21 protein-coding genes, 1 pseudogene and 1 riboswitch are annotated in these 20,171 nt (G+C 70.0%); of the genes and pseudogenes, 10 read left to right on the top strand and 12 right to left on the bottom strand.

Translation table 11 applies throughout. The features are described 5' to 3' along the window. Positions 1 to 75: 75 nt before the first annotated feature. The 3 genes from VHS75_RS17295 to VHS75_RS17285 all read right to left on the bottom strand — a co-directional run bounded on the left by VHS75_RS17295 (position 76) and on the right by VHS75_RS17285 (position 2,245). On the bottom strand, positions 76 to 780 hold the full coding sequence (locus VHS75_RS17295) for an aspartate/glutamate racemase family protein (RefSeq protein ID WP_329639859.1): 705 nt from the start codon (positions 778 to 780) through the stop codon (positions 76 to 78). Then, positions 780 to 1,796, bottom strand: coding sequence for a D-cysteine desulfhydrase (locus tag VHS75_RS17290; protein ID WP_329639858.1), 1,017 nt, complete (start codon positions 1,794 to 1,796; stop codon positions 780 to 782). The genes VHS75_RS17295 and VHS75_RS17290 overlap by 1 nt, the downstream gene beginning before the upstream one ends. Before the next feature lie 80 nt (positions 1,797 to 1,876). Further along, positions 1,877 to 2,245, bottom strand: a complete 369-nt coding sequence (locus tag VHS75_RS17285) for a hypothetical protein (protein WP_329639857.1) — start codon at positions 2,243 to 2,245, stop codon at positions 1,877 to 1,879. 89 nt (positions 2,246 to 2,334) lie between these two features. Here VHS75_RS17285 and VHS75_RS17280 point away from each other — a divergent pair, with 89 nt between their 5' ends. Further along, on the top strand, positions 2,335 to 3,879 hold the full coding sequence (locus VHS75_RS17280) for an alpha/beta hydrolase (protein WP_329639856.1): 1,545 nt from the start codon (positions 2,335 to 2,337) through the stop codon (positions 3,877 to 3,879). Positions 3,880 to 3,912: 33 nt separating this feature from the next. On the opposite strand, the gene VHS75_RS17275 is transcribed toward VHS75_RS17280, so the two are convergent. After that, entirely contained in the window at positions 3,913 to 5,889 is a 1,977-nt protein-coding gene (locus VHS75_RS17275; protein WP_329639855.1) for a PAS domain S-box protein, read from the bottom strand. Between the two features lie 86 nt (positions 5,890 to 5,975). Next, positions 5,976 to 6,797, bottom strand: a complete 822-nt coding sequence (locus VHS75_RS17270) for an enoyl-CoA hydratase (protein WP_329639854.1) — start codon at positions 6,795 to 6,797, stop codon at positions 5,976 to 5,978. A gap of 127 nt (positions 6,798 to 6,924) precedes the next feature. On the opposite strand from VHS75_RS17270, the gene VHS75_RS17265 reads away from it, so the two are divergent. Further along, positions 6,925 to 7,683 carry a VOC family protein gene (locus VHS75_RS17265; protein WP_329639853.1) on the top strand — a complete coding sequence of 253 codons (759 nt, stop codon included), beginning with the start codon at positions 6,925 to 6,927 and terminating at the stop codon, positions 7,681 to 7,683. Here VHS75_RS17265 and VHS75_RS17260 read toward each other — a convergent pair. The 4 genes from VHS75_RS17260 to VHS75_RS17245 form a co-directional block, all read right to left on the bottom strand. Further along, entirely contained in the window at positions 7,680 to 8,075 is a 396-nt protein-coding gene (locus VHS75_RS17260) for a hypothetical protein (protein WP_329639852.1), read from the bottom strand. The two genes, VHS75_RS17265 and VHS75_RS17260, sit on opposite strands and share 4 nt — an antisense overlap. Before the next feature lie 94 nt (positions 8,076 to 8,169). Then, positions 8,170 to 8,403: a hypothetical protein gene (locus VHS75_RS17255; RefSeq protein WP_329639851.1), complete on the bottom strand. Its 234-nt coding sequence runs from the start codon at positions 8,401 to 8,403 to the stop codon at positions 8,170 to 8,172. Positions 8,404 to 8,650: 247 nt separating this feature from the next. Then, on the bottom strand, positions 8,651 to 8,956 hold the full coding sequence (locus VHS75_RS17250; RefSeq protein WP_329639850.1) for an EscU/YscU/HrcU family type III secretion system export apparatus switch protein: 306 nt from the start codon (positions 8,954 to 8,956) through the stop codon (positions 8,651 to 8,653). Next, positions 8,953 to 10,479 carry a flagellar hook-length control protein FliK gene (locus VHS75_RS17245; protein ID WP_329639849.1) on the bottom strand — a complete coding sequence of 509 codons (1,527 nt, stop codon included), beginning with the start codon at positions 10,477 to 10,479 and terminating at the stop codon, positions 8,953 to 8,955. Before VHS75_RS17245 ends, VHS75_RS17250 begins: the two co-directional genes overlap by 4 nt. Before the next feature lie 163 nt (positions 10,480 to 10,642). Further along, positions 10,643 to 10,749, top strand: a riboswitch (TPP riboswitch). A gap of 61 nt (positions 10,750 to 10,810) precedes the next feature. Here VHS75_RS17245 and thiC point away from each other — a divergent pair. The 3 genes from thiC to VHS75_RS17230 are packed head-to-tail and all read left to right on the top strand — an operon-like array spanning position 10,811 to position 14,016. Continuing rightward, positions 10,811 to 12,646, top strand: a complete 1,836-nt coding sequence (gene thiC / locus VHS75_RS17240) for a phosphomethylpyrimidine synthase ThiC (protein ID WP_329639848.1) — start codon at positions 10,811 to 10,813, stop codon at positions 12,644 to 12,646. A gap of 13 nt (positions 12,647 to 12,659) precedes the next feature. Next, a complete protein-coding gene (locus VHS75_RS17235; protein ID WP_329639847.1) occupies positions 12,660 to 13,409 on the top strand; it encodes a pentapeptide repeat-containing protein in 750 nt (249 codons plus the stop codon). Further along, the gene (locus VHS75_RS17230) at positions 13,399 to 14,016 is read left to right on the top strand and encodes a hypothetical protein (RefSeq protein WP_329639846.1); all 618 of its coding nucleotides are present in this window, start codon (positions 13,399 to 13,401) and stop codon (positions 14,014 to 14,016) included. The genes VHS75_RS17235 and VHS75_RS17230 overlap by 11 nt, the downstream gene beginning before the upstream one ends. Here the strand turns inward: VHS75_RS17230 and VHS75_RS17225 are convergent. After that, positions 13,931 to 14,164, bottom strand: a complete 234-nt coding sequence (locus tag VHS75_RS17225) for a hypothetical protein (protein ID WP_329639845.1) — start codon at positions 14,162 to 14,164, stop codon at positions 13,931 to 13,933. The two genes, VHS75_RS17230 and VHS75_RS17225, sit on opposite strands and share 86 nt — an antisense overlap. A 112-nt stretch (positions 14,165 to 14,276) precedes the next feature. Here VHS75_RS17225 and VHS75_RS17220 point away from each other — a divergent pair, with 112 nt between their 5' ends. Both VHS75_RS17220 and VHS75_RS17215 read left to right on the top strand, forming a co-directional pair. Next, on the top strand, positions 14,277 to 15,695 hold the full coding sequence (locus VHS75_RS17220; RefSeq protein WP_329639844.1) for a M20 family metallopeptidase: 1,419 nt from the start codon (positions 14,277 to 14,279) through the stop codon (positions 15,693 to 15,695). A gap of 54 nt (positions 15,696 to 15,749) precedes the next feature. Beyond that, complete coding sequence (locus VHS75_RS17215; RefSeq protein ID WP_329639843.1) at positions 15,750 to 16,175, top strand: hypothetical protein; 426 nt, start codon at positions 15,750 to 15,752, stop codon at positions 16,173 to 16,175. 156 nt (positions 16,176 to 16,331) lie between these two features. Here the strand turns inward: VHS75_RS17215 and VHS75_RS17210 are convergent, their stop codons facing one another. Next, a complete protein-coding gene (locus tag VHS75_RS17210; RefSeq protein ID WP_329639842.1) occupies positions 16,332 to 16,748 on the bottom strand; it encodes a cupin domain-containing protein in 417 nt (138 codons plus the stop codon). 178 nt (positions 16,749 to 16,926) lie between these two features. Here VHS75_RS17210 and VHS75_RS17205 point away from each other — a divergent pair, with 178 nt between their 5' ends. Beyond that, positions 16,927 to 17,265: a copper-binding protein gene (locus VHS75_RS17205; RefSeq protein WP_329639841.1), complete on the top strand. Its 339-nt coding sequence runs from the start codon at positions 16,927 to 16,929 to the stop codon at positions 17,263 to 17,265. A gap of 64 nt (positions 17,266 to 17,329) precedes the next feature. Here the strand turns inward: VHS75_RS17205 and VHS75_RS17200 are convergent, their stop codons facing one another. Continuing rightward, the gene (locus VHS75_RS17200; protein WP_329639840.1) at positions 17,330 to 18,121 is read right to left on the bottom strand and encodes a hypothetical protein; all 792 of its coding nucleotides are present in this window, start codon (positions 18,119 to 18,121) and stop codon (positions 17,330 to 17,332) included. Between the two features lie 394 nt (positions 18,122 to 18,515). Between VHS75_RS17200 and VHS75_RS17195 the strand changes: the two are divergent. Together VHS75_RS17195 and VHS75_RS17190 are read left to right on the top strand one after the other, a co-directional pair. Further along, a pseudogene (locus VHS75_RS17195) lies at positions 18,516 to 18,635 on the top strand (ClpX C4-type zinc finger protein); the annotation flags it as partial. 383 nt (positions 18,636 to 19,018) lie between these two features. Continuing rightward, positions 19,019 to 20,171, top strand: a 1,153-nt coding sequence (locus tag VHS75_RS17190) for an AMP-binding protein (RefSeq protein WP_329639839.1), incomplete at its 3' end; no start/stop codon positions are given.

The raw sequence follows: 20,171 nt of genomic DNA, 5'->3' as shown, positions 1-20,171 counted from the left end.
CCAGCAGGCTACGACAGAACTTGGTCATCGCGGCGCCAAGTCTGTTTCAGCGGCGATACGGTGAGCCGGTGGCTTTCAGCCGACGGGCAGCGCAGGGATCGGCTCCTGGCCCAGGCAAACGGCCACGCAGCGCCGGGCCAAAAGGTCGCCGGGATCGATGAAGGGCGCGCGCACGTCGGCCGCGCTCAGCACCAGGGGCGCCTCGGTGCAGCCGGCGACCACCGCCTCGGCCCCGTTGGCGATCAGGTCGGCGGCGTAGCTGGCCATTTCGGCGCGGACGTCGGAGCCCAGGTCTCCGGCCTTGATCTTGTAGATGGTCGCCATGAACGCGTCCTGGCGATCCGGCGCGAGCTGGACGAGGCCCATGGCCTGGGCGGCCAGATACTCGCGATAGAGCCGCAGCGCGCCCTTGGTGCCGAGCACCCCGACCCGCCGCGCGCCCAGGTCGCGAGCGGCGTTGGCGCCGGTTTCGATCAGGTCGATCAGCGGCAGGCCGCTCGCTCGCTGCACGAGGTCGGCGTAGGCGTGGGCGGTGTTGCAAGGGATCGCCAGCACCTGAGCCCCGGCGCCCTGCAACGCGCCCGCCATCTCGGCCAGGACAGCGCCGGCCTGCGAGCCCGGAACGTTGCGGTCGGGCACCTTGGGATTGAGGTCCATGATGACCCGGATGTGATCCTGGTCGCCCTTGGCCGGCGTATAGGCCTGAAGTTTGGCGAGGAATTCCACCGTCGCCGCCGGACCCATGCCGCCCAAAACGCCCAGGACGAGGGATTCGCTCATCACAGGTGTCCGTCGAGCACCGACTGGTAGCCGAACAGGCCCTGCGATCCGCCGGTGTGCAGGAAGACCACGGTCTCCCCGTCGAACGCCCCTTTCTTGGAAAGGGCGATGAGCCCCTTCATCGCCTTGCCGGTGTAGACCGGGTCCAGCAGGATCGCGTCGGTGCGGGCCGCCAGCTTCAGGGCCTCGATCACCTCTTCGTCGACCAGGCCATAGCCTGCGCCGACATAGTCGCAATCGGCCACCACCATGTCGCGCGTGACCCGGTCCTTGTGGCCCAGCAGGTCGGCGGTCTCGACGGCCAGCTTGAAGACGCTGGCCTCCTGAGCCTCCTTCGGCGCGCGCACGCCGATGCCCAGGATCGGGATGTCGGCGCCCATCATCGCGATGCCGGCCACTAGGCCCGCGTGGGTGCCGGCGCTGCCGGTGGCGGTGACGATGCGGTCGATCTCCAGGCCCATCTCGTTGGCCTGGTTCACCAGTTCCAGGGCGCACTCCACATAGCCCAGCGCGCCGATGATGTTGGAGCCGCCGCCCGGGATCACGTAGGGCGTGCCACCGCGCTCGGCGACCTCGGCGGCCACCTTGGCGAGTTCGGCGTTCATGTCCGTGCCGCCCGGCACGCGGCGGATCCTGGCGCCCATCAACTCGTCCAGCAGGACGTTGCCCGACTGGGTGTAGTCGACGGCGTTGGAGCCGGTCCGCTCCTCCAGGATGATCTCGCACTCAAGGCCGAAGCGGCAGGCCGCGGCCACGGTCTGGCGCACATGGTTCGACTGCACCGCGCCTTGCGTCACCAGCGTCGTGGCGTCGTTGGCGAGGGCGTCGCCCAGCAGATATTCAAGCTTGCGGGTCTTGTTGCCGCCGCCGGCGAGGCCCGTGCAGTCATCGCGCTTGATCCACAGCTCCGGACCGCCGCCGGGGGACGTGGATAGCGCCTGGGTGAGCCTGGGAAGCGGCTCCAGCGGCGTGGGAAGATGGGCGAAGCGGAGGGGATTGAAGCGGGACAGGTGCATGGGCCCCGCGCTTACATCGAACTTGACGCAAGGGACAGCCCCTCCGAGGCGATTTCGCTCCCCGGAACGGGGAGGGGAGATTATGGCCGTTTGCCCTTGGGCAGAGCGGCGACCTCGGCTGGCGTCAGCTTGGTCATGCCGGTCACCATGCAGGGGATGCCGCGCACCCGGATATCCCAGTCGATCGGCTTGCAGATCTGCCCGGCGCTGCGGTCCTTCAGGACGATGGGATCGGAGGAGGTGACCGCGGCCAGGCAGTTGCCGCTGGTGGTCAGCTTCACGACATCGCGGCCATCGTAGTCGAAGTAGAGCGTGTGGTTGTCGCCCACCGTGTGGTTGCGCAGGAACTGGGTCCGTACGCACTGGCCGTCGCCCGATTGGGCGTTGGCGCTCATCGCGACCCCAAGGACCGTGGCGACCGTCACACCTGCCAGAACAAGACGCTTCATCATCGTTTCTCCTTGCCCTACCGTAAACCTAACATGCTTGCGCTTGTTCCGGTGAACTGCGGCTGAACGGCGTCGGGAGACAAGCGGCCATGGGGGGCGATCCAACGCTGCGCCGAGGCGCCGGGCCCTGGCTCGGAGCGCTTTGCGGACTGGTCGCCGCTGTGATCGTGGCCGCGAACCTCACCAGCGCCAATGCGCCGCCGGCGATGGTCGCTCTCGGCCTTGGCCTGATCTTCGCGCTGCAGGTCGCCGCGGGCGCGATCGCCGCCGTGTGGCCGACCAGCCAAAGGCTGACAGCGGCCGCCCTGGCGGCCTTCGTGGCCGCGGCGCTCTGGCAGACCGGGCAGGCGGCGGGATTTCCGGACGCGCACGGCGCGCTCTGGCGGCTTGAGTCGACGGCGATTCCAGACCTCTACGCAGGCCTCATGGCCGCGGCGGCCGGCGTGGTCTTCGCGGTCTGCGCGGTGCTGTGTTGGCCGCACGCGCGGCCGTGGGTCCGGCGCCTGGCGGTCGGGATGATCCTCGTGGCGGTCGCCGCCCTGGCGGCGGCGGGCCTCGGCAGCGCCAGGGCGGCGCAGATTTTCGCGGTGGTCCTGGTGCTGGACGGTGGGGTTCCGCGCAGCCTCCTTCACATCGCCCTTCCGGCGGCGGGGGTCGTCTTTCTCCTGGGCGTCGGCGGCTCTCTCTCGCCGTCCTTGAAGGCCCGCACGGGGCTCGGGTGGCGCGGCGGACTGGCGCTCGCCCTGGCGCTGCCGGTCCTGACCCTGTTCGGCTGGGGCGGCGAGGTCGCCGGGCGGGAGTCGGCCTGGCTTGCCCGGGAGACGCCGATCTCGGTTGGGCCCGGGAAAGAGGCGACCCTCGCTTTCTGCTGGCCGAACAGCCGGCCGTTGGCCCTCGATATCGCCAGACGCCTTGGCGACGGTCCGGCGCCGCTGATCGTTTACATCCACGGCGGGGAGACCCTGCAGGGCTCACGCGCCTTGGACGATGGCGGCCCCGACGGGCCCTGGTTCATCCGGCTGCGCAGCGACCTCCTGGCGCGCGGCTTCGCCGTGGCCTCCGTCGACTATCGCCTGGCGCCGTTCCACCCGGTCCCCAATGAGATCACCGACGTCCGCTGCGCGCTGGACTTCCTGCGCGCCCACGCCGTGGCTCTCGGTCTCGACCCGGGCCGGGTTGGCCTGATGGGACCCAGCCAGGGCGGCTACCTCTCGTCCATGCTGGGGCTGGCCGGCCAGGCTCAGGCCGTCGTCGATATGTGGGGGCCCGCTGACCTCGGCGATTTCCGCGGCTCGCCCAGCTGGGTGGCGGCAGTGTCGGGCCTGCCGTCCCACCCGAGCCCGGAGCGTCTGGCGCAGATCCGCGCGGCCAGTCCGCTCTACAACGTGCGCCCCGGCGCTCCGCCGTTCCTCATCCTGCATGGCCAGGACGACTGGTTCGTGGCCCCACACCACTCTGATGACCTGGCGGCGCGGCTCAAGGCGACCGGCGGCGACGTGACCCTGGTGCGCATTGCCGGCGACGGTCATGGCCTCACCGCCGTTTCGAAGGGCCAGCGCGAGGCCCCCACGCCGGACGTCCTGATCGCCGACATCGCCGATTTCTTCACCCGGACCCTGAAGCCCCGACGCTAGGTTTGGCGGCGGAGCCTCGGGCGATGGGCAGGTCTATAGGCTTGGCGCTCCCACGGCCTCGGGATACCCGGCGGCGCCGCGATCGCGGACGGGGAAGGCCTCCTGAAGGATCTGCGCCAGCTCCGCCTGGCCATAGGGTTTGGCCAACCGCAGCAGACCCTCGCCCGCGCCCCGGGGAAGCTCGGCGTAGCCGGTCGCCAGCACCACCGGCATGGTCGGGTGCAGGGCGCGGATCTCGTCGGCGAGTTGCAGGCCGGTGACCTGAGGCATGGCGAAATCGGTGATCACCAGGTCAGGGGTTTTGCGGCTCAGCAGCACCATCGCCTCGGCGGCCGAGGCCGCGGCGAGCACCCGGTGTCCCAGGTCCTCGAGCATCGCGGCGGTGTTGGTCAGGACGAGCGCGTCGTCATCGACGGCCAGGACGGTCAGCACCGGCTTGGAGGTCGCGGGACACAATATCTGTTCTGCGGCCAGCTCGACGCCGACCGACTCCGCCCGCGGCAGCCACAGCTCGATCCGCGTTCCCTTTGCGGGGGTGCTGTGCAGCACCAGGCGTCCGCCCGACTGTTCCGCCAGGCCGTGGACCATCGGCAGGCCGAGCCCCGTGCCCTTGCCGATCCCCTTGGTGGTGAAGAATGGCTCGGTGGCGCGGGCCAGGGTCTGCTCGTCCATGCCCTCGCCCTCGTCGATCACCGAGAGCCGGACATAGGCGCCTGCGGGCAGGCCCTGCTCGGACGCCTCACCGACGATCTCGTCGCTGGCCTCAATGGTGAGGGTCCCGCCGTTCGGCATGGCGTCGCGGGCGTTGACCGCTAGGTTGAGCAGGGCGGCTTCCAGCTGGTTGGCGTCGGTCAAGGCGGGCCCCAGGCCGGCGGCGAGTCGGGTGCGGATCTGCACCGAAGGACCGATCGAACGCTCGATCAGCCCGGTCATGCCGCGCACCAGGTGCGCGATGTCGACGCCGGCCAACTGCAGGTCCTGCTTGCGGGCGAAGGCCAGCATGCGCTGGGTGAGGGAGGCGCCGCGCTGGGCGCCCTGCATGGCGTTTTCCAGCAGCACCGCGGCTTTCGGGTCGGGCGGCAGGCGTTTTCGCAGCAGCTCCAGGCTGCCCATCACCGCCATAAGCAGATTGTTGAAGTCATGGGCGATGCCACCGGTGAGCTGGCCGATGGCGTCGAGCTTCTGCGACTGGAACAGCACCTGACGCGCCCGTTCCAAGGTCTGCTGCGCTTCCCGCCGTTCGGTGATGTCGCGGGTGATCTTCGCAAAACCGATCACCTCGCCGTAGTCGCCGTGGATGGCGTCGATCACCACATGCGCCCAGAATCGAGTGCCGTCCTTACGCTGGCGCCAGCCTTCCTTCTCGAAGCGGCCTTCGCTGGCCGCGATCTGCAAGGCCCTGGCCGGCTCGCCGGCCTCGCGGTCGGCGTCGATGTAGAACCGCGAGAAGTGCTGACCCAGGATCTCGGCCGCCGTGTAGCCCTTGATCCGTTCGGCCCCGGCGTTCCAGCTCGACACGTGGCCGGTGGGGTCGAGCATGTAGATGGCGTAGTCGGTGACGCTCTGCACCAGCAGCCGGAACTGCTCCTCGCTGCGCTTCAGGCTCTCCTCGGCCCCGCGGCGCTCGGTCAGGTCGCGGGTCACCTTGGCGAAGCCGATCAACTCGCCCGACGGACTGAGGATAGGGTCGATCAGGACGTGCGCCCAGAACCGCGCCCCGTCCTTGCGCACGCGCCAGCCCTCCGTCTCGAAACGGCCCTCCTCGACGGCGGTTCGCAGCGCCTTTGCCGGCACGCCCGCCGCGCGGTCCTCGTCGGTGTAGAAGCGCGAGAAATGTTGCCCGATGATCTCGTGGACCTCGTAGCCCTTGAATCGCTGCGCGCCTGAGTTCCAACTCGTCACGCGCCCGTCGATGTCGAGCATGTAGATCGCGTAGTCGGTGATGGCGTCGACCAGCAGCCGATAGCGGTCGCCCTCGATCGGCGGCGTTTCCCTGTGGTCCCGCGCCATTAGGCCTCCATGTGCGGCGACCCCGGCCGCATCACCCCGCACCGTAACAGCATCCGGAGCCGAAGGTTCCGTCGCCGAGCTGCCGCTCAGCGCCCCTGGAACGCAGGCGCGCGCTTCTCGACGAAGGCCTGTGCCGCCTCTCGATGGTCCTCAGTGCGCGCCGAATGGACGTGATGGGTCACCTCCAGGTCGAGGCAGTCGTCGACCTCGCCGGCCATGGCGCGGTTCAGGTTCTCCTTCATGTAGCGGAAGCAGATCGCCGGTCCGGCCGCCAGGCGCAGCGCCAGCTCACGGGTCTTCGCCGCCAGCTCCTCGGGCTCGCAGACCCAGTTGGCGAGGCCCAGCCGCAACGCCTCCTCGGCGCTCACCCGCTCGGACAGGAAATAGAGCTCGCGCGCCTTGGCCGATCCGACCAGCTGGGTCAGGAAATAGGTCCCGCCGTAGTCCCCGGCCAGGCCCACCTTGGCGAAGGCCGTCGTCAGGAAGGCGGTCCTCGCCATGATCCGCAGGTCGCAGGCCAGCGCCAGCGAGAAGCCCGCGCCCGCCGCCGCGCCGGGCAGGGCGGCCAGCGTCGGCTTGGGCATCTTGAACAGCCGCCCGGCCGTGTCCCGCTGATTGACGCGCTGGCGGTGGATCGCCTCGTCGATCGACGGGCCGCCGCCGGGTCCGGCGTTGCGTTCGTTCATGCCCTTCACGTCGCCGCCGGCGCAGAAGCCCTGGCCCGCGCCGGTCAGCACGACGCACTTCACCGCCGGGTCCAGTTCCGCCGCGGCCAGCTGGCGGCCCAGCGCCTGGTTCATGGCGTCGCTCATGGCGTTGCGCGCCTGCGGCCGGTTGAGCGTGAGGGTCAGCACGCCCTCGTCCAGATCCGCCAGCAGGTCTTCGGTCCCAGTGTCGAGCGCGGCCATGGTCATTCCTCCATAAGTCATTGGGCGAACCCTAGGCCTTCCGCCGCCCCCAACGGAAGCTCGGCTTGACGGCCCCCTGCGGCGTGCGCCTAGGGTCGGGCAAGCCAGAACAGGGGAGCCCACGTCCATGCGCCTTCGACAGATCGCTCTGGTGGGCCAGGACCTGGCCGCCGCCGAAGCCGACATCCGCGCGGTGTTGGGCCTGGACTACGCCTACGCCGATCCCGGCGTCGGCAAGTTCGGCCTGGCGAACGCGGTCTTCCCGGTGGGCGAGACCTTCCTGGAGGTCGTCTCGCCGAAGCAGGAGGGCACGACGGCGGGGCGGCTGCTGGAGAAACGCGGCGGCGACGGCGGTTATATGGTGATCCTGCAGGTCAAGGACATCGAGAAGGCCCGCGCCGGCGTCGCCGCGGCCAAGGCCCGCGTGGTGGAGCAGGCCGACCTGCACGGCGGCGCGGTCGCCATGAGCCACGTGCACCCCAAGGATATCGGCGGGGCGATCCTGTCGCTGGACTACATGGACCCCTGGGAGCGCTGGGAGTGGGGCGGCCCCGGCTGGCGCGACCATGTGCGCACCGACGTCTCGACAGCTCTCGTCGGCGCCGAGCTGCAGGGCGACGACCCGTTCGCCATGGCTGCCCGCTGGGGCGCCGTGATCGGCCGCGAGGTCGAGCCGATGGGCGAATATTGGCGCATCGGGCTCGACGAGGGCGGTGAGCTCCGGTTCGTGCGCGCCGACGATGGCCGCGGCGAGGGCCTCGGCCGTTTCGATGTGGCGGTGCGCGATCCCCTGGCCGTCCACGCCGCCGCCAAGGCCCGTGGCCGGCTCGCCCCTGACGGCGACGTGATCCTGGCGGGAACCCGGGTGCGGCTCGTCCAGGCCTAAGGCTTCGCGCCCTTAGGCAGGGCCGCGGCCTCGGCCGGGGTCAGTTTGGTGAGCTCGTCGATCAGGCAGCGGGTGGAGAGACCCCCGCCGCCGGCCAGGGTGGCGCGCACGTCCAGATCGTCAGGCTCGCAGATGCTGCCGGAGCCGCTGCGCGCCGTCATCTCGATCGGGTCGCTCGACGAGATCCCGCCCAGGCAGACATTGCGCATGGTCACCCGATAGACCGACTTCCCGGCGACGTTGAAATAGAGGGTGTGGCTGTCGCCGACCGTGTGGGCGCCGATGTCCTGGGCGCGGAAGCACTGTTTGGCGGCGTCGGCCTTTGGGGCGGCGAGGGCCGGGGTCGAAGCCGCGAGAATAGCGGCGCCGACCAGCGCGAAGGCTGGTTTCATGTCGTTTGCTCCCTAACGTGTGTTCTTTTTTTGGGAGCAGAATAGTAGCGCTGCCTTGGCCGTCCAGTGGGCTCCGCTTGCGGCGTTCGCGGGCCTAGAAGCTCGATCGCTTTGGCACGGGCGTCTTCTCGATCAGAGGCGTGCCGCACTCGGGGCAGGCGCCGGGCGCGGGGAACTCCTTGCCGTCCGCCGCGCAGCCGCAGGGCGGGCAGACATAGACCTTCTTCGGCGTGGCGGCCTCCTGGGCCATGGCCGCGCCGGCCAAGCCCGCCGCGCCGACCGCCAACGCGCCCAGCCGCAGGAAATGACGCCGATCCGAACTGTGCATGGGTTCGCTCCGTCGAGAGGTGCGTCCAGTGGAGGCCGCCCAGCGCCGCCCCGCAAGACGAGGAACTGCCGAAGATCGCGCGAAAGCACAGGACATTCCGGCCTTCCCTCCGCCGCCTTCGGCCTCGGGACCCAAGAGCCCTTCCCACTCAGGTTGAATCAACCTGAGTGGATAAGAAGGGCTCCAGATATGGACGACGACCCTGTTCTTTCCCGGCTGGCTTGATCCAAGTCAGCCGGGACAGGGTCTAGGGCGGAAGCGTGGTCGCGCGCGGCGTGTCGGCAGGCAGCACCGAGGCGCGCAGGATGAAGGCCAGGATGATGGCGATCGCCTCGTAGAGCGCGATCGGGATCTCGGTCTCCAGCTCGACGCCGGCCAGGGCCTCGGCGAGGTATTCGTTGGTCTCCAACGGGACGCCGTGCTCGCGGGCGGTCTCGATGATCTTGCGGCCGATCTCGCCGCGGCCGACGGCGACCACGCGGGGCGCGCGGGTGGCCTTCAGCGGGTCGTAGCGCAGGGCCACCGCCAGCGGGATTTTCCCGACGCTACTCACGACGTCTGGTCGACGAAGCGGCCGGCGGTCGCCGCGGCCTGGCGCGGCGAGCCGCCTTGGAACCGGACATCGGCCGGCAGGGCCCGGGCGAGTTCGCCGCCCAGGCTGCGCAACCGCACGAGGCCGTCCGGCCGCTCGGCCCAGACGGTGACCGACGCGCGCTCGGCCCCTGGGGCCAGCTGCACATGAACCGGGCCCAGGGGCTCGATGTCGATGGAGAACCGCACGCGCCAACCGGGGTCGCCCTCGCCGCCACCGCCCGCGCCGGCGTCGCGGTCGACCTGGAACTGGGCGATGGCGGCGCCTTGCGGCGTGGCCACCGGCAGTTCGAACGTCCAGGCCTGGTTCGGTCCGTCCGGCAGGGAGGCGAGCTGGTGCAGAGTCAGCCGCGCCAGCGCCTGGTCGACGCCGCGGCTGAGCACCTGGGCGATGAGCTGGGCGTCTGCGTGTTCGGGCAGGCTGGGTCGCGCGGCGGCCTGGGCGGTGATGGCGCCGTCGCGGGCGGGCGGCGAGGGCGGCGAGGCGCGGGGCGGAAGCGCGGGCCTGTCGTCGGCGGGCGCGTTCAACGTCTCCTGCAGCGTCTGCAGCGCCGCCCTGACCTCCGGCGCAACCTCTTCCTCCGGGGCGGCGAGGTAGGCGTCGAGCAGGGGCGCCAACTGGGCGGCGGCCTTGGCGAAGGTCTGGGGCGGGACCACGCCCGGCGCCCCGGACGGCGGCGGGGTCAGCACCTGGGCCAGGGCCGCCTTGAGCGGGGCCGGCAGGCCGGCGGTCTCCTCGGGCGGCGCGGCCAGGACCTGCTGCAGGGTCTGGACCGCGGCCTTTAGGTCCGGCGGGGGCGGGAGCGGGGCCGACGCCGCGGCCGGCGCTTGCTGCACAGCGCCCGACGGGGGCGGCGCGGATGACGGGGCGGCGGTTGCGGGCTGGGCGATGGGCGGGGCGGCGGCCGGGTTGGGCCGGCCCTGCGGCGGGGCCGGGGCCTCGGCCTGGGGGCTAAGCGCCTGTTGCAGGGTGAGCAGCGCCGCCTTGACGTCCGGCGGGACAGGCGCGCCCGGGTTGGCGGCGAGATGGGCTTCCAGGAACAGGCCGGACTGGGCGACGGCGCGGGCGACCACCTGGGCGGTCAGGGGACCGTCGAGCGGCGTCTGCAGGTTCAGCACCTGCCCGATGGCGGCACGGACCGCGGCCGGGAGAGCCGGGCTTTCCTCGACCTGGGCGAGGTCGGCCATGAGCGGAGCGAGGCCGGCCTGCCGTCCAGCGGCGTCGGCGCGGGCGACGGTCACGGCCTGGGCGACGGCATTGGCGGGAGGGCTGTCGGGCGCATTGGGCGTCGGCGCCAGAGCCTGCGTCGTCGCGGCGGCTTGCGTTGTCGCGGTCGTCTGGGTCGCGGTCGTCTGGGTGGCGGCGGGCGTGACCGCGGAGGGCTTGCCGACGATCTCGCCCAGCAGGCTCAGGTCGCGGGCCATGAGGTCGGCCACTTCGGCCTGCAGGACGGCGACCACCGCGCTGATCGGCGAGATGTTCACGGACGCTCAGGAGCCAGGCGCAGCATGGGGCGAGCCTAGGCGCGACGGGTGAAGCCGGACTTAAGGCGGGCGGCTCCGGAGAAGACCTTAGTGTCACGCGAGCGCAGACCACAGGATTTCCGCCCTTGCCGCCTTCCCTTGCGGCGGCTTCGGGGGTAGCGTCGCCCTCTCCTCGGGGGGCCGCGCTCAGCGGCTGAGAGGCGGGTGATCCCGCGACCCGTCGAACCTGATCCGGGTCATGCCGGCGAAGGGAAGGACCTGCGGCCCGCAGTCTTTGGAGGCCGCGTCGATCTCCCCGTCCGGCGGACCTCTGCCAGAGAGGCCGCATGCGATGAACAAGCCCACAGCAACCTTCGAGCCCGCCCAGATCCCGACCGGCGAGCGTCCCGGATCGAAGAAGGTCTATCAGGCCGGGACGCTCTGGCCGGACATCCGCGTGCCTTTCCGCGAAGTCGCCGTCCACCCCTCAGCCAACGAGCCGGCGCTGACCCTCTACGATCCGTCGGGTCCCTACACCGACCCGACGACCAGCATCGACATCGAGAAGGGCCTCTCGAAGACCCGCGAGCCCTGGGTGGTCTCCCGCGGCGACATCGAGCTCGTCGAAAACCCTCGCGAGGTGAAGCCGGAGGACAACGGCTTCGCCAAGGGCGCGCATCTGGCGCCGCAGTTCACCGCCCCGCGCCGCGTCTACCGCGCCAAGGGCGAGGCTAATGTCACGCAGCTGGAGTACGCCCGCGGCGGGGTCATCACCCCTGAAATGGAATACGTCGCCATCCGCGAGAACCTGCGCCGCCAGTCGGGCGACTTCTGCATCCGCGACGGCGAGGATTTCGGCGCCGAGATCCCCGACCACTGCACCCCGGAATTCGTCCGCGACGAGATCGCCCGCGGCCGCGCCATCATCCCGGCCAACATCAACCACACCGAGCTCGAGCCGATGATCATCGGCCGCAACTTCCTGGTGAAGATCAACGCCAATATCGGCAACTCCGCGGTGCTGAGCCACGTCGCCGACGAGGTCGACAAGATGGTCTGGGCGATCCGCTGCGGCGCCGACACCGTCATGGACCTCTCCACCGGCCGCAATATCCACAACATCCGCGACTGGATCGTCCGCAACAGCCCCGTGCCGATCGGCACCGTGCCGATCTACCAGGCTCTGGAGAAGGTCAACGGCGTGGCCGAGGACCTGACCTGGGAGGTGTTCCGCGACACCCTGATCGAACAGGCCGAGCAGGGCGTGGACTACTTCACCATCCACGCGGGGGTGCGGCTGGCCTATGTGCCGCTGACCGCCAAGCGGGTGACCGGCATCGTGTCACGCGGCGGCTCGATCATGGCCAAGTGGTGCCTCAGCCACCACAAGGAGAACTTCCTATACGAGCACTTCGAAGACATCTGCCGGATCATGAAGGCCTACGACGTCTCCTTCTCCCTGGGCGACGGCCTGCGTCCCGGCTGCATCGCCGACGCCAATGATGCCGCGCAATTCGGCGAACTGGAAACGCTCGGCGAACTCACCCAGATCGCCTGGAAGCACAATGTGCAGGTGATGATCGAGGGGCCCGGCCACGTGCCGATGCACAAGATCAAGGCCAACATGGACAAGCAGCTGAAGGTCTGCGGCGAGGCGCCGTTCTACACGCTCGGCCCGCTCACCACCGACGTCGCCCCCGGCTACGACCACATCACCAGCGCCATCGGGGCTGCGATGATCGGCTGGTTCGGCACCGCCATGCTCTGCTACGTGACGCCGAAGGAGCACCTGGGCCTGCCCAACCGCGACGACGTCAAGGTGGGCGTCATGACCTACAAGCTGGCCGCCCACGCCGCCGATCTCGCCAAGGGCCATCCGACCGCGCGGGCCTGGGACGACGCCATCTCCCGCGCCCGTTTCGAGTTCCGCTGGGAGGACCAGTTCAACCTCGGCATCGACCCGGAAACCGCGCGCGAATACCACGACGAGAGCCTTCCCAAGGAGGCCTTCAAGACCGCCCACTTCTGCTCCATGTGCGGCCCGAAGTTCTGCTCCATGAAGATCAGCCAGGACATCCGCGACGCCGCCCGCGGCCAGAACGAGGTGGCGGTCGGCATGGAGGAGATGGCGCAGAAGTTCCGCGAAAGCGGCGGCGAGATCCTGGTCCCGCTGACACCCGCCGAATAGGGCGGCCGGGCGGGTGCCAGAACTGGCCGAGCTGGAGTCCGGCGGGTCCTACGACGGCCTGGACCTGTCGGCCTACGACTTCGGGGAGCGCGATCTGGCGGACATCAAGCTGACCGGCTGCACCCTGACCGACGGCCAGCTCAGCGCCGTCATGCTGCAGGGGGCGCGGTTCGTGGAGTGCCGGTTCACCCGCTGCCGGTTCGCCCATGCCGACCTGCGCGAGGCGGTGTTCGTGCGCTGCAACTTCGCCGACCCGGACAGCCACTCCGGCGTGCAGATCGCGTTCAGCCAGCTGGACCAGGCGCGGTTCGAGGCCTGCGACCTCTCCTTCGCCGACATCGAGCGGACCAGCGCCTGGTCGGTCACGTTCAAGGAGACCAACCTGCGCGGCGCCCGCTTCCACCGCGCCGACTTCGCCCGCACGCTCAGCGCCAAGACGGTGCACACGTCGGCGGCGTTCCAGCGCTGCAACCTGGAGCTCTGCGACCTGTCCGACGCGGGCCTGCGCGGCTGCGATCTCTCCGGGTCATCCCTGCGGGAAGCCGACCTCACCGACGCCGATCTGGAGGGCGCGGACCTGTCGAAATGCGATCTCTTCCAGGCGGTGACCGACGGCGCGAAGCTGGCCGGCGCCGATCTGCGCGGCGCGCAGGTCTCCGGCCTCGACCTCCTGGCGCTGGGCAGTCGCGACGGGATGAAGGTCACGCTCTCCCAGCAGCAGGACCTGCTGAGCGCCTTGGGGCTCGATATCTATGCGGACTAGCTGGCCCTTGAGCGCCTGGCTGGCCGCGGCGGTCGTCGCGCACCTGGCGGCGGACTCGGCGATCCAGCTGGCCCCGCTCCCCCAGACCCTGCAGTTCTACGGACCGATCGTGGTCTACGCTGTCCCGGCCGCCCTCGGCCTGGCCGCCACGGGTCGCCTGACGCCCTGGAAGGCCGCAGCCTGGGCCGTGCTCGTCGCTCTGGCCCATAGCGCGGCGGTGTTTGTCACCTTCAAGGCGACGCCGGGCTACAATGAACCGATATGGATGCTGGGGCCGGCCGGCGCCCTCGGCGGACTGGTCGGCGCGGCCCCGACGCTGCTGGGACTGGTCGCGCTCGGCCGGGCCAAGCCGTCACGGCAGACGCTTCTGTGGGCCGCCGGCGGCTCGGCGGTGCTGGGCATGTTGGGCGGAGGCCTTTGCCTGGCCTTTTTCGCGGCCGTCGACCTGTTGCACCAGCTCGCCTTGCCCGTCGTGCTCTACCTGCCCTGGCAGGTCGTCTTCAGCCTGCTGGTGGCGCGGATCAGTCCCGCGCCCGCTGGGTCTTCTGCCGGGCCGGCCAGACCCGCACGCCCACGGCCAGGGTCACCGAGCCCAGAACCGCGCTGATCGCGCCGGCCCACTGGATGGCGTTCATGCCCTCGGCCGCGTAGTGGCCGGTCAGCGCGCCGCAGATCACCACCATGAAGGCGGTCGCCCACTCACCCAGCTCAGTCCAGTTGATCATCGCCTCGTCCCCGATCCATTCGACACGCACGAATGGCGCCCGCTGTTTACCGAAAGGCAAAGGCTCGCCGCGATGCGGCATTGGGGCGCACGGGCGGCTGCGCTAGGACTTCCGCCATCTTCCGCCTCTGTGAGAGTTCGCCATGGACGCCAAGGCCCTCAACGCCTTCACCGCCGACATCTGGGATCGCGAGATCACGCCTGCGCTAGTCGACTACATCCGCATCCCCGCCAAGTCGCCGGCCTTCGATGCGGACTGGGCCAGGTCGGGCTTCATCGACCAGGCGGTCGAGCACATGACCGGCTGGGCGCGGGAGAAGATCAAGGCGCTGCCCGGCGCCACGCTTGAGGTCGTCCGCCTGGAGGGCCGAACCCCGGTGATCCTGATCGAGAGCCCGGGCGAGGTCGATGACACCGTCCTGCTCTACGGCCACCTGGACAAGCAGCCGGAGATGACCGGCTGGTCCGACGGCCTCGGCCCCTGGGAGCCGGTGATCAAGGACGACAAGCTCTACGGCCGCGGCGGCGCCGACGACGGCTATGCGATCTACGCCTCGGTCACCGCGCTGCTGGCGTTGCAGGCCCAGGGCGTGAAGCGCGCCCGTTGCGTGGTGCTGATCGAGGCCTGCGAGGAAAGCGGCTCCTACGACCTGCCCTTCTACGTCGACCACCTGGCCGAGCGGATCGGCTCGCCCTCGCTGGTGATCTGCCTCGATAGCGGCTGCGGGAACTACGATCAGATGTGGCTGACCACGTCGCTGCGCGGCCTGGCCGGCGGCCTGCTCACCGTCGAGGTGCTGACCGAGGGCGTTCACTCCGGCGACGCCTCGGGCGTGGTCCCCGACAGCTTCCGCCTGGCCCGCGCCCTGCTCTCGCGCCTGGAAGACGAGGCGACCGGCCAGATCAAGCCCAAGGCCTTCAACGTCGAGATCCCGGCCGAGCGGAAGACCCAGGCCAAGGTCGCCGCCCAGGCGCTGGGCGAGACCGTCTGGAAGAAGTTCCCCTTCGCCGGCGACACCCATCCGCCGACCCGCGACACCCCGGAGCTGATCCTCAACCGCACCTGGCGTCCGGCGCTGACGGTGATCGGCGCCGACGGTCTGCCAAGCCCGCGCAGCGCCGGCAACGTCCTGCGGCCTGGCACCTCCCTGGCGCTCAGCGTCCGCTTGCCCCCCACCGCCGATCCGGCCGCCTGCGCCAAGGCTTTGGAGGAGACGCTCACCGCCGACCCGCCGCAGGGCGCCAAGATCACCTTCCAGACCGTCCAGGCCAGCCCCGGCTGGAACGCCCCGCCGCTGCAGCCCTGGCTGGAGGCCGCCGTGCAGCGCGCGTCCCAGGCCACCTTCGGCCGCGAGGCGGCGATGATGGGCGAGGGCGGCACCATCCCCTTCATCGGCATGCTGGGCGAGAAATTCCCGCAGGCCCAGTTCCTGATCACCGGCGTCCTGGGTCCGGCTTCCAACGCCCACGGCCCCAACGAATTCATCCACCTGCCCACCGGCAAGAAGGTCACCGCCGCCGCCGCCCTGATCCTCGCCGAGCACGCCGGGCGGCCGCGCTAGGTTGCGAGCCGCGCGGGTCTCCCCATCTGCAAGCCAGGCTCTGAGAAGACGGACGTGGGCGGACCCTTCGCACTGTGGCGGATGCAGCTTTACAGGCTCTGTGTCCTGATGCCCGCGTGGCTGCTGACGCCCGACGGCCGCAAGGTGCTGTTCAGCCGTTCGACCCTTTGGCGGATCGGCGTGACCCTGGCGTTCGCGCTGGCGGTGATGGCCTTGGCCCAGACCCTGCCGGCTGACATGCCGCTGATCGGCGCCGGCGATATCATCGCCTATCTGGATGTCGCCGCGATCGTCTGGGTCACCGGCGCGGCGGGATGGATCCGCACCGGCCTCAAGCTCGTCCGCCAGTCCTTGGGCGGCATAGTCGCGGCCCGGCGCGAACGCCGGACCGCGGTGCGCCGCCGTCGGCGGAGACGGCTTGCGCCACCCCCCGCCAACGACGACGGCTTCTCAGGCGGGCGCTGGACCGTCGCCGCCTGAGCGCCTTGACCGCAAAGCGACGATAGCCGGTGCGGCGCCCCCAAGACGCCTCACCGACCCAACGTTCAGCGGTCTCGCAGCCAAGGTTAATGCGGCATGCAACGTGCCACATGGTGCAAATGCTCTATGCGGCAGTCGGTCGCGGGGGGGGGGCGCTTACTTCGCCTTGGCGTCCAGCATGACGTTGAGGACCTTGTCCTCCGACCCAGCCAGCGAGGCGCAGGTGAGCTGCGCCGGCGCCGTGGCCGAGGCGTTGCGGAAATAGTGCACCACTATCTGCGGTGGCTCGTAGGTCACTGAACCCTGCGCCGCCCGCGTCTCCGGCGCGTCGCCGATCTTCGTCAGGAAGTCGCCCGCGGTGACGAAGCAGATCACCGGCACGGTGTGCTTGTGCTCCGGCATCGCCTGGCCCGGCGCGAAATCCACCCGCGTGGTTTCCACCCGCGACACCGTCTTGGCCGGCGCGACGGGGATCATCGCCAGCGGGGTGCGGCTGGGGATCGGCGGTTGGGCGTGGGCGGCGGAGGCCAGCGCGGCGGCGAGCGCCAGGATCGCGATGAGACGTGGTGACATGGTGGCCCCTTCGAGGATGGCAGGAGCCTAGGGGCCGTTGTCTCCACCCGCCAGCCCACCTTCGTCATCCGCCGGTCAGCCACAGGCTGATCCGGGGCGCCCAAGCTGAGATGGATTTCGGGGCTTGGACCGGCCACATTCCCCGGCGAGAAGACTGCAAGCCCGCTGGAGCTTCCTGATGTCGCCGCGTCCCGCCCTCGTCCTCGCCCTGATCCTCGCCGCCGGCGCCGCCCCCGCGGCCTTCGCCGCTCAGACGCCTGACGCCGCTCCGGCCGCCAAGCCGCCCGCCGGCCGCGCCGCCAAGGGCGTGGGCGTCGTCACCGAGATCAATGCGGAAGAGGCGGTGGTCACCCTGAAGCACGAACCGATCCCGGCGCTGGGCTGGCCGACCATGACCATGCCGTTCCACCTGGCCTCGCCCGACCTGCTGAAGGGGCTGAAGGTCGGCCAGAAGATCGCCTTCGACACCAAGGAGGCCGAGGGCCTTCCGGAGATCACCGCGATCCACAAGCCCTAAGGCGCATACGAAGAGGGCCGCTCCTTTTCGGAGCGGCCCCTTCATCGGTCCCCAACGGTCGGACTTAGACTGTCGGCGGCGTCTGGGTCGGCGGCGGCGCGGCCTCAGTGGTCGGCGGCGAAACCGTGGCCGGAGCCGGGCCCGTGGTCTGCGGCAGGTTCAGCACCAGCGGCGGAGCCGGCGCCGCAGAGGCCGGGGGCGCAGCGGCGGGGGCGGGCGGCGGCGCGGCTTGCACAGGCGCCGGCATCGGCGCCGTGGTGCTGGCGTCGGCCGCGGTGTCCGAGGCGGCGCGCGAGCGGACCGTGGTGGTCGTCTTGTGCGTCACCGTCGCGCCGTGAGCGGTCTTGGCCGTCGTGGTGGTCGTGGTGGAGTTCTCGGCCGGGGCGGCGGGCGTCGCCGGCGGCGTCGCGGCCTCGGCCACCTGGGTGGTCACCGAGCCGTCGGGCGTGGTGGTGGTGCTGGTCGAACCGGGGGTCAGTTCGGCCACGCCCGGCGCACCGTGCGGCTGCAGGGCGTACCAACCGGCCGCACCGACGCCGGCGACGACGATCAGGCCGGCCACGATGGCGAGCGGAACCCGGCTGGACGCGCTCTTGGACGTGCGGTTGGCGAAGGTCGGGCCGGACGCGAAGGTGTCGGTGGCGGGGTCCACGGCGCCCATGGAATCCACCGGCGAATCGGCGGTCAGCGGGGCGTCAGCCGGCGCAAAGCTGCGCGGCTCATCCGTACGGCGTCCGCCGCCGAAGCCGCGGCGCTTCTTGTTGCGTTCCCAGGCCGGAACCGCCGCGAAGGCCGAGTTGTCGGCGTCGCCGCGGCTCGGATCTTCGCCGGGGGTAGCGTTGAAATCGATGGGCATCTTGGGTTCCCTCCTGGGATCTGTCGTTGGATCATTCAAACGGGAACTTTCCGGGTAGGTTCCGGCGGCGACATGGGCCGACGTGGCCGGCCATTGCGCCACGGCGACGCTTCATCGGCGCCGAACCGTTTGAAGGATTTGTGCAAATACAGGGCTTTGCGGCGACGCTATCGTGATCCCGGTCAACGCCGAGCGGCGCGGCTCGCCGCCTGGCCGGCGCCAAATGACCTTAATTCCATCCGTCAGGATATCCTTGACAGGGTGTCGCCGTCAGGTGATACCTGACAGTCAGGAATGACCTGACATGGAGGCCGCCGTGGCCGAGCCGAAGCCCAAGCGCACCCAGGAAGAGATCAAGGCCCGCCGCAAGCTCGAACGGGCCACCGGCCATAGGCTGCCCAAGGCGCTGCATTGCTCGTTCTGCGGCAAGTCCCAGCAGGAGGTGGCCAAGCTGATCGCTGGCCCCTTTGTCTTCATCTGCGACGAGTGCGTGGAGATGTGTAACGACGTGGTCGCCGGCCGCCCGATCCCCGACAAGGGCTACCAGAAGCCGCTGGAGCGTTCCACCGACCAGCTCTTGTCGCTGATGGGCTCGGTGAACTTCGCCGCCGACGCCAGCCGCGACTTCCTGCAACAGGTGGTCGACACCCTGCGCAGCCGCGAGGTGAGCTGGGCGGACATCGGGACCAGTCTCGGCGTCTCGCGCCAATCGGCGTGGGAGCGGTTCTCCTGACCGCGGCTCGCCTCAGCCGCGGCCTCTGGAAAGGTCTGATTAATCAATTGTGGCTGCGGCGCCGCGTTTCCGCCTAGCCACCGCTCCGCCGCCGAACAGCTGCTTCAAAAACTTGACCCCGCCCGCGCCGCATCCCCAAGTTGGGGGCGTTGTCGGAGCCCCGAATGCCGCTCAAGGCCAATCTGCAGCGCGAGTGGCGGTTCCTGCGCGGACTGAACCGGACGTTGAAGCGCGTGAAGTCGATCGCGCCCGACAGCCCGAACCTGATCTGCGACGACATCCAGGACGCGGTCGATCGATGGCGCGACCGCACGGCTATGACCTTCGAAGGCCGCACGGTCAGCTACGCCGAGCTCGACGCCATCGCCAATCGCTTCGCCCACTGGGGCAAGGGCGCCAATCTGCGGCGCGGCCAGACCGTGGCGCTGTTCATGCCCAACCGGCTGGAATATTTCGCCATCTGGTACGGCCTGTCGAAGATCGGCGTGGTCACTGCCCTGATCAACAACCAGCTCTCGGGCCTGGCTTTGGCCCATTGCCTGAACCTCTCCCAGGCCGCGGTGGTGATCGTCGACGCCGAGACTTCGCCGGTGTTCGAGGCCGCCAAGCCGCTGCTGGAAAAACCCCTGTCGCAGTGGGTGTTCGGTCCCGCCCACGGCGACCAGCGCGACTTGGTCCAGGCGCTGAAGAGCTGCAGCCAGCTGCCGCCGGACAAGATCGTGCGCGAGGACATCCGCGCCCGCGACACGGCGCTCTTGATCTTCACCTCCGGCACCACCGGCATGCCCAAGGCCGCGCGGATCACCCACGTCCGCGCCCAGCTCTACATGCGCGGCTTCGCCGGCGCGACGGGGGCGAAACAGACCGACCGCATCTATGTGGCCCTGCCGCTCTATCACGCCACCGGCGGGCTCTGCGCGCTCGGCGCGGCCCTGCTGAACGGCGGTTCGGTCTTCCTGCGGCGCAAGTTCTCGGCGACCCATTTCTGGGGCGATGTCGTCGCCGAGGGCTGCACCATGTTCGTCTACATCGGCGAGCTCTGCCGCTACCTCGTGAACCATGCGCCGGGCGAGGACGAGACGCGCCACAAGATCCGCCTGGCCTTCGGCAACGGCCTTCGGCCCGACATCTGGCCGACGCTGAAGCAGCGCTTCGGGATCCCGGAGATCCTGGAGTTCTACGGCTCGACCGAAGGCAACGTCTCGATGTTCAACTTCGACGGACAGCTGGGCGCGATCGGCCGCATCCCCGCCTACCTGAAGCCCTTCTTCAACATCCGCCTCGTGCGCTTCGACGTCGAGACCGAGGCGCCGGTGC

It is taken from the genome of Phenylobacterium sp. (genome assembly GCF_036264965.1).
In the GTDB taxonomy this organism is placed as follows: Bacteria; Pseudomonadota; Alphaproteobacteria; order Caulobacterales; family Caulobacteraceae; genus Phenylobacterium.
Note: the sequence above shows the minus strand (reverse complement) of the source record. Positions and strands in the feature narration are given on the sequence as shown.

Coding starts and splice junctions, on each gene's coding strand:
- VHS75_RS17295 (WP_329639859.1), bottom strand. CDS start 780: ATGAGCGAATCCCTCGTCCTGGGCGTTTTGGGCGGCATGGGTCCGGCG.
- VHS75_RS17290 (WP_329639858.1), bottom strand. CDS start 1,796: ATGCACCTGTCCCGCTTCAATCCCCTCCGCTTCGCCCATCTTCCCACG.
- VHS75_RS17285 (WP_329639857.1), bottom strand. CDS start 2,245: ATGAAGCGTCTTGTTCTGGCAGGTGTGACGGTCGCCACGGTCCTTGGG.
- VHS75_RS17280 (WP_329639856.1), top strand. CDS start 2,335: ATGGGGGGCGATCCAACGCTGCGCCGAGGCGCCGGGCCCTGGCTCGGA.
- VHS75_RS17275 (WP_329639855.1), bottom strand. CDS start 5,889: ATGGCGCGGGACCACAGGGAAACGCCGCCGATCGAGGGCGACCGCTAT.
- VHS75_RS17270 (WP_329639854.1), bottom strand. CDS start 6,797: ATGGCCGCGCTCGACACTGGGACCGAAGACCTGCTGGCGGATCTGGAC.
- VHS75_RS17265 (WP_329639853.1), top strand. CDS start 6,925: ATGCGCCTTCGACAGATCGCTCTGGTGGGCCAGGACCTGGCCGCCGCC.
- VHS75_RS17260 (WP_329639852.1), bottom strand. CDS start 8,075: ATGAAACCAGCCTTCGCGCTGGTCGGCGCCGCTATTCTCGCGGCTTCG.
- VHS75_RS17255 (WP_329639851.1), bottom strand. CDS start 8,403: ATGCACAGTTCGGATCGGCGTCATTTCCTGCGGCTGGGCGCGTTGGCG.
- thiC (WP_329639848.1), top strand. CDS start 10,811: ATGAACAAGCCCACAGCAACCTTCGAGCCCGCCCAGATCCCGACCGGC.
- VHS75_RS17230 (WP_329639846.1), top strand. CDS start 13,399: ATGCGGACTAGCTGGCCCTTGAGCGCCTGGCTGGCCGCGGCGGTCGTC.
- VHS75_RS17220 (WP_329639844.1), top strand. CDS start 14,277: ATGGACGCCAAGGCCCTCAACGCCTTCACCGCCGACATCTGGGATCGC.
- VHS75_RS17210 (WP_329639842.1), bottom strand. CDS start 16,748: ATGTCACCACGTCTCATCGCGATCCTGGCGCTCGCCGCCGCGCTGGCC.
- VHS75_RS17205 (WP_329639841.1), top strand. CDS start 16,927: ATGTCGCCGCGTCCCGCCCTCGTCCTCGCCCTGATCCTCGCCGCCGGC.
- VHS75_RS17200 (WP_329639840.1), bottom strand. CDS start 18,121: ATGCCCATCGATTTCAACGCTACCCCCGGCGAAGATCCGAGCCGCGGC.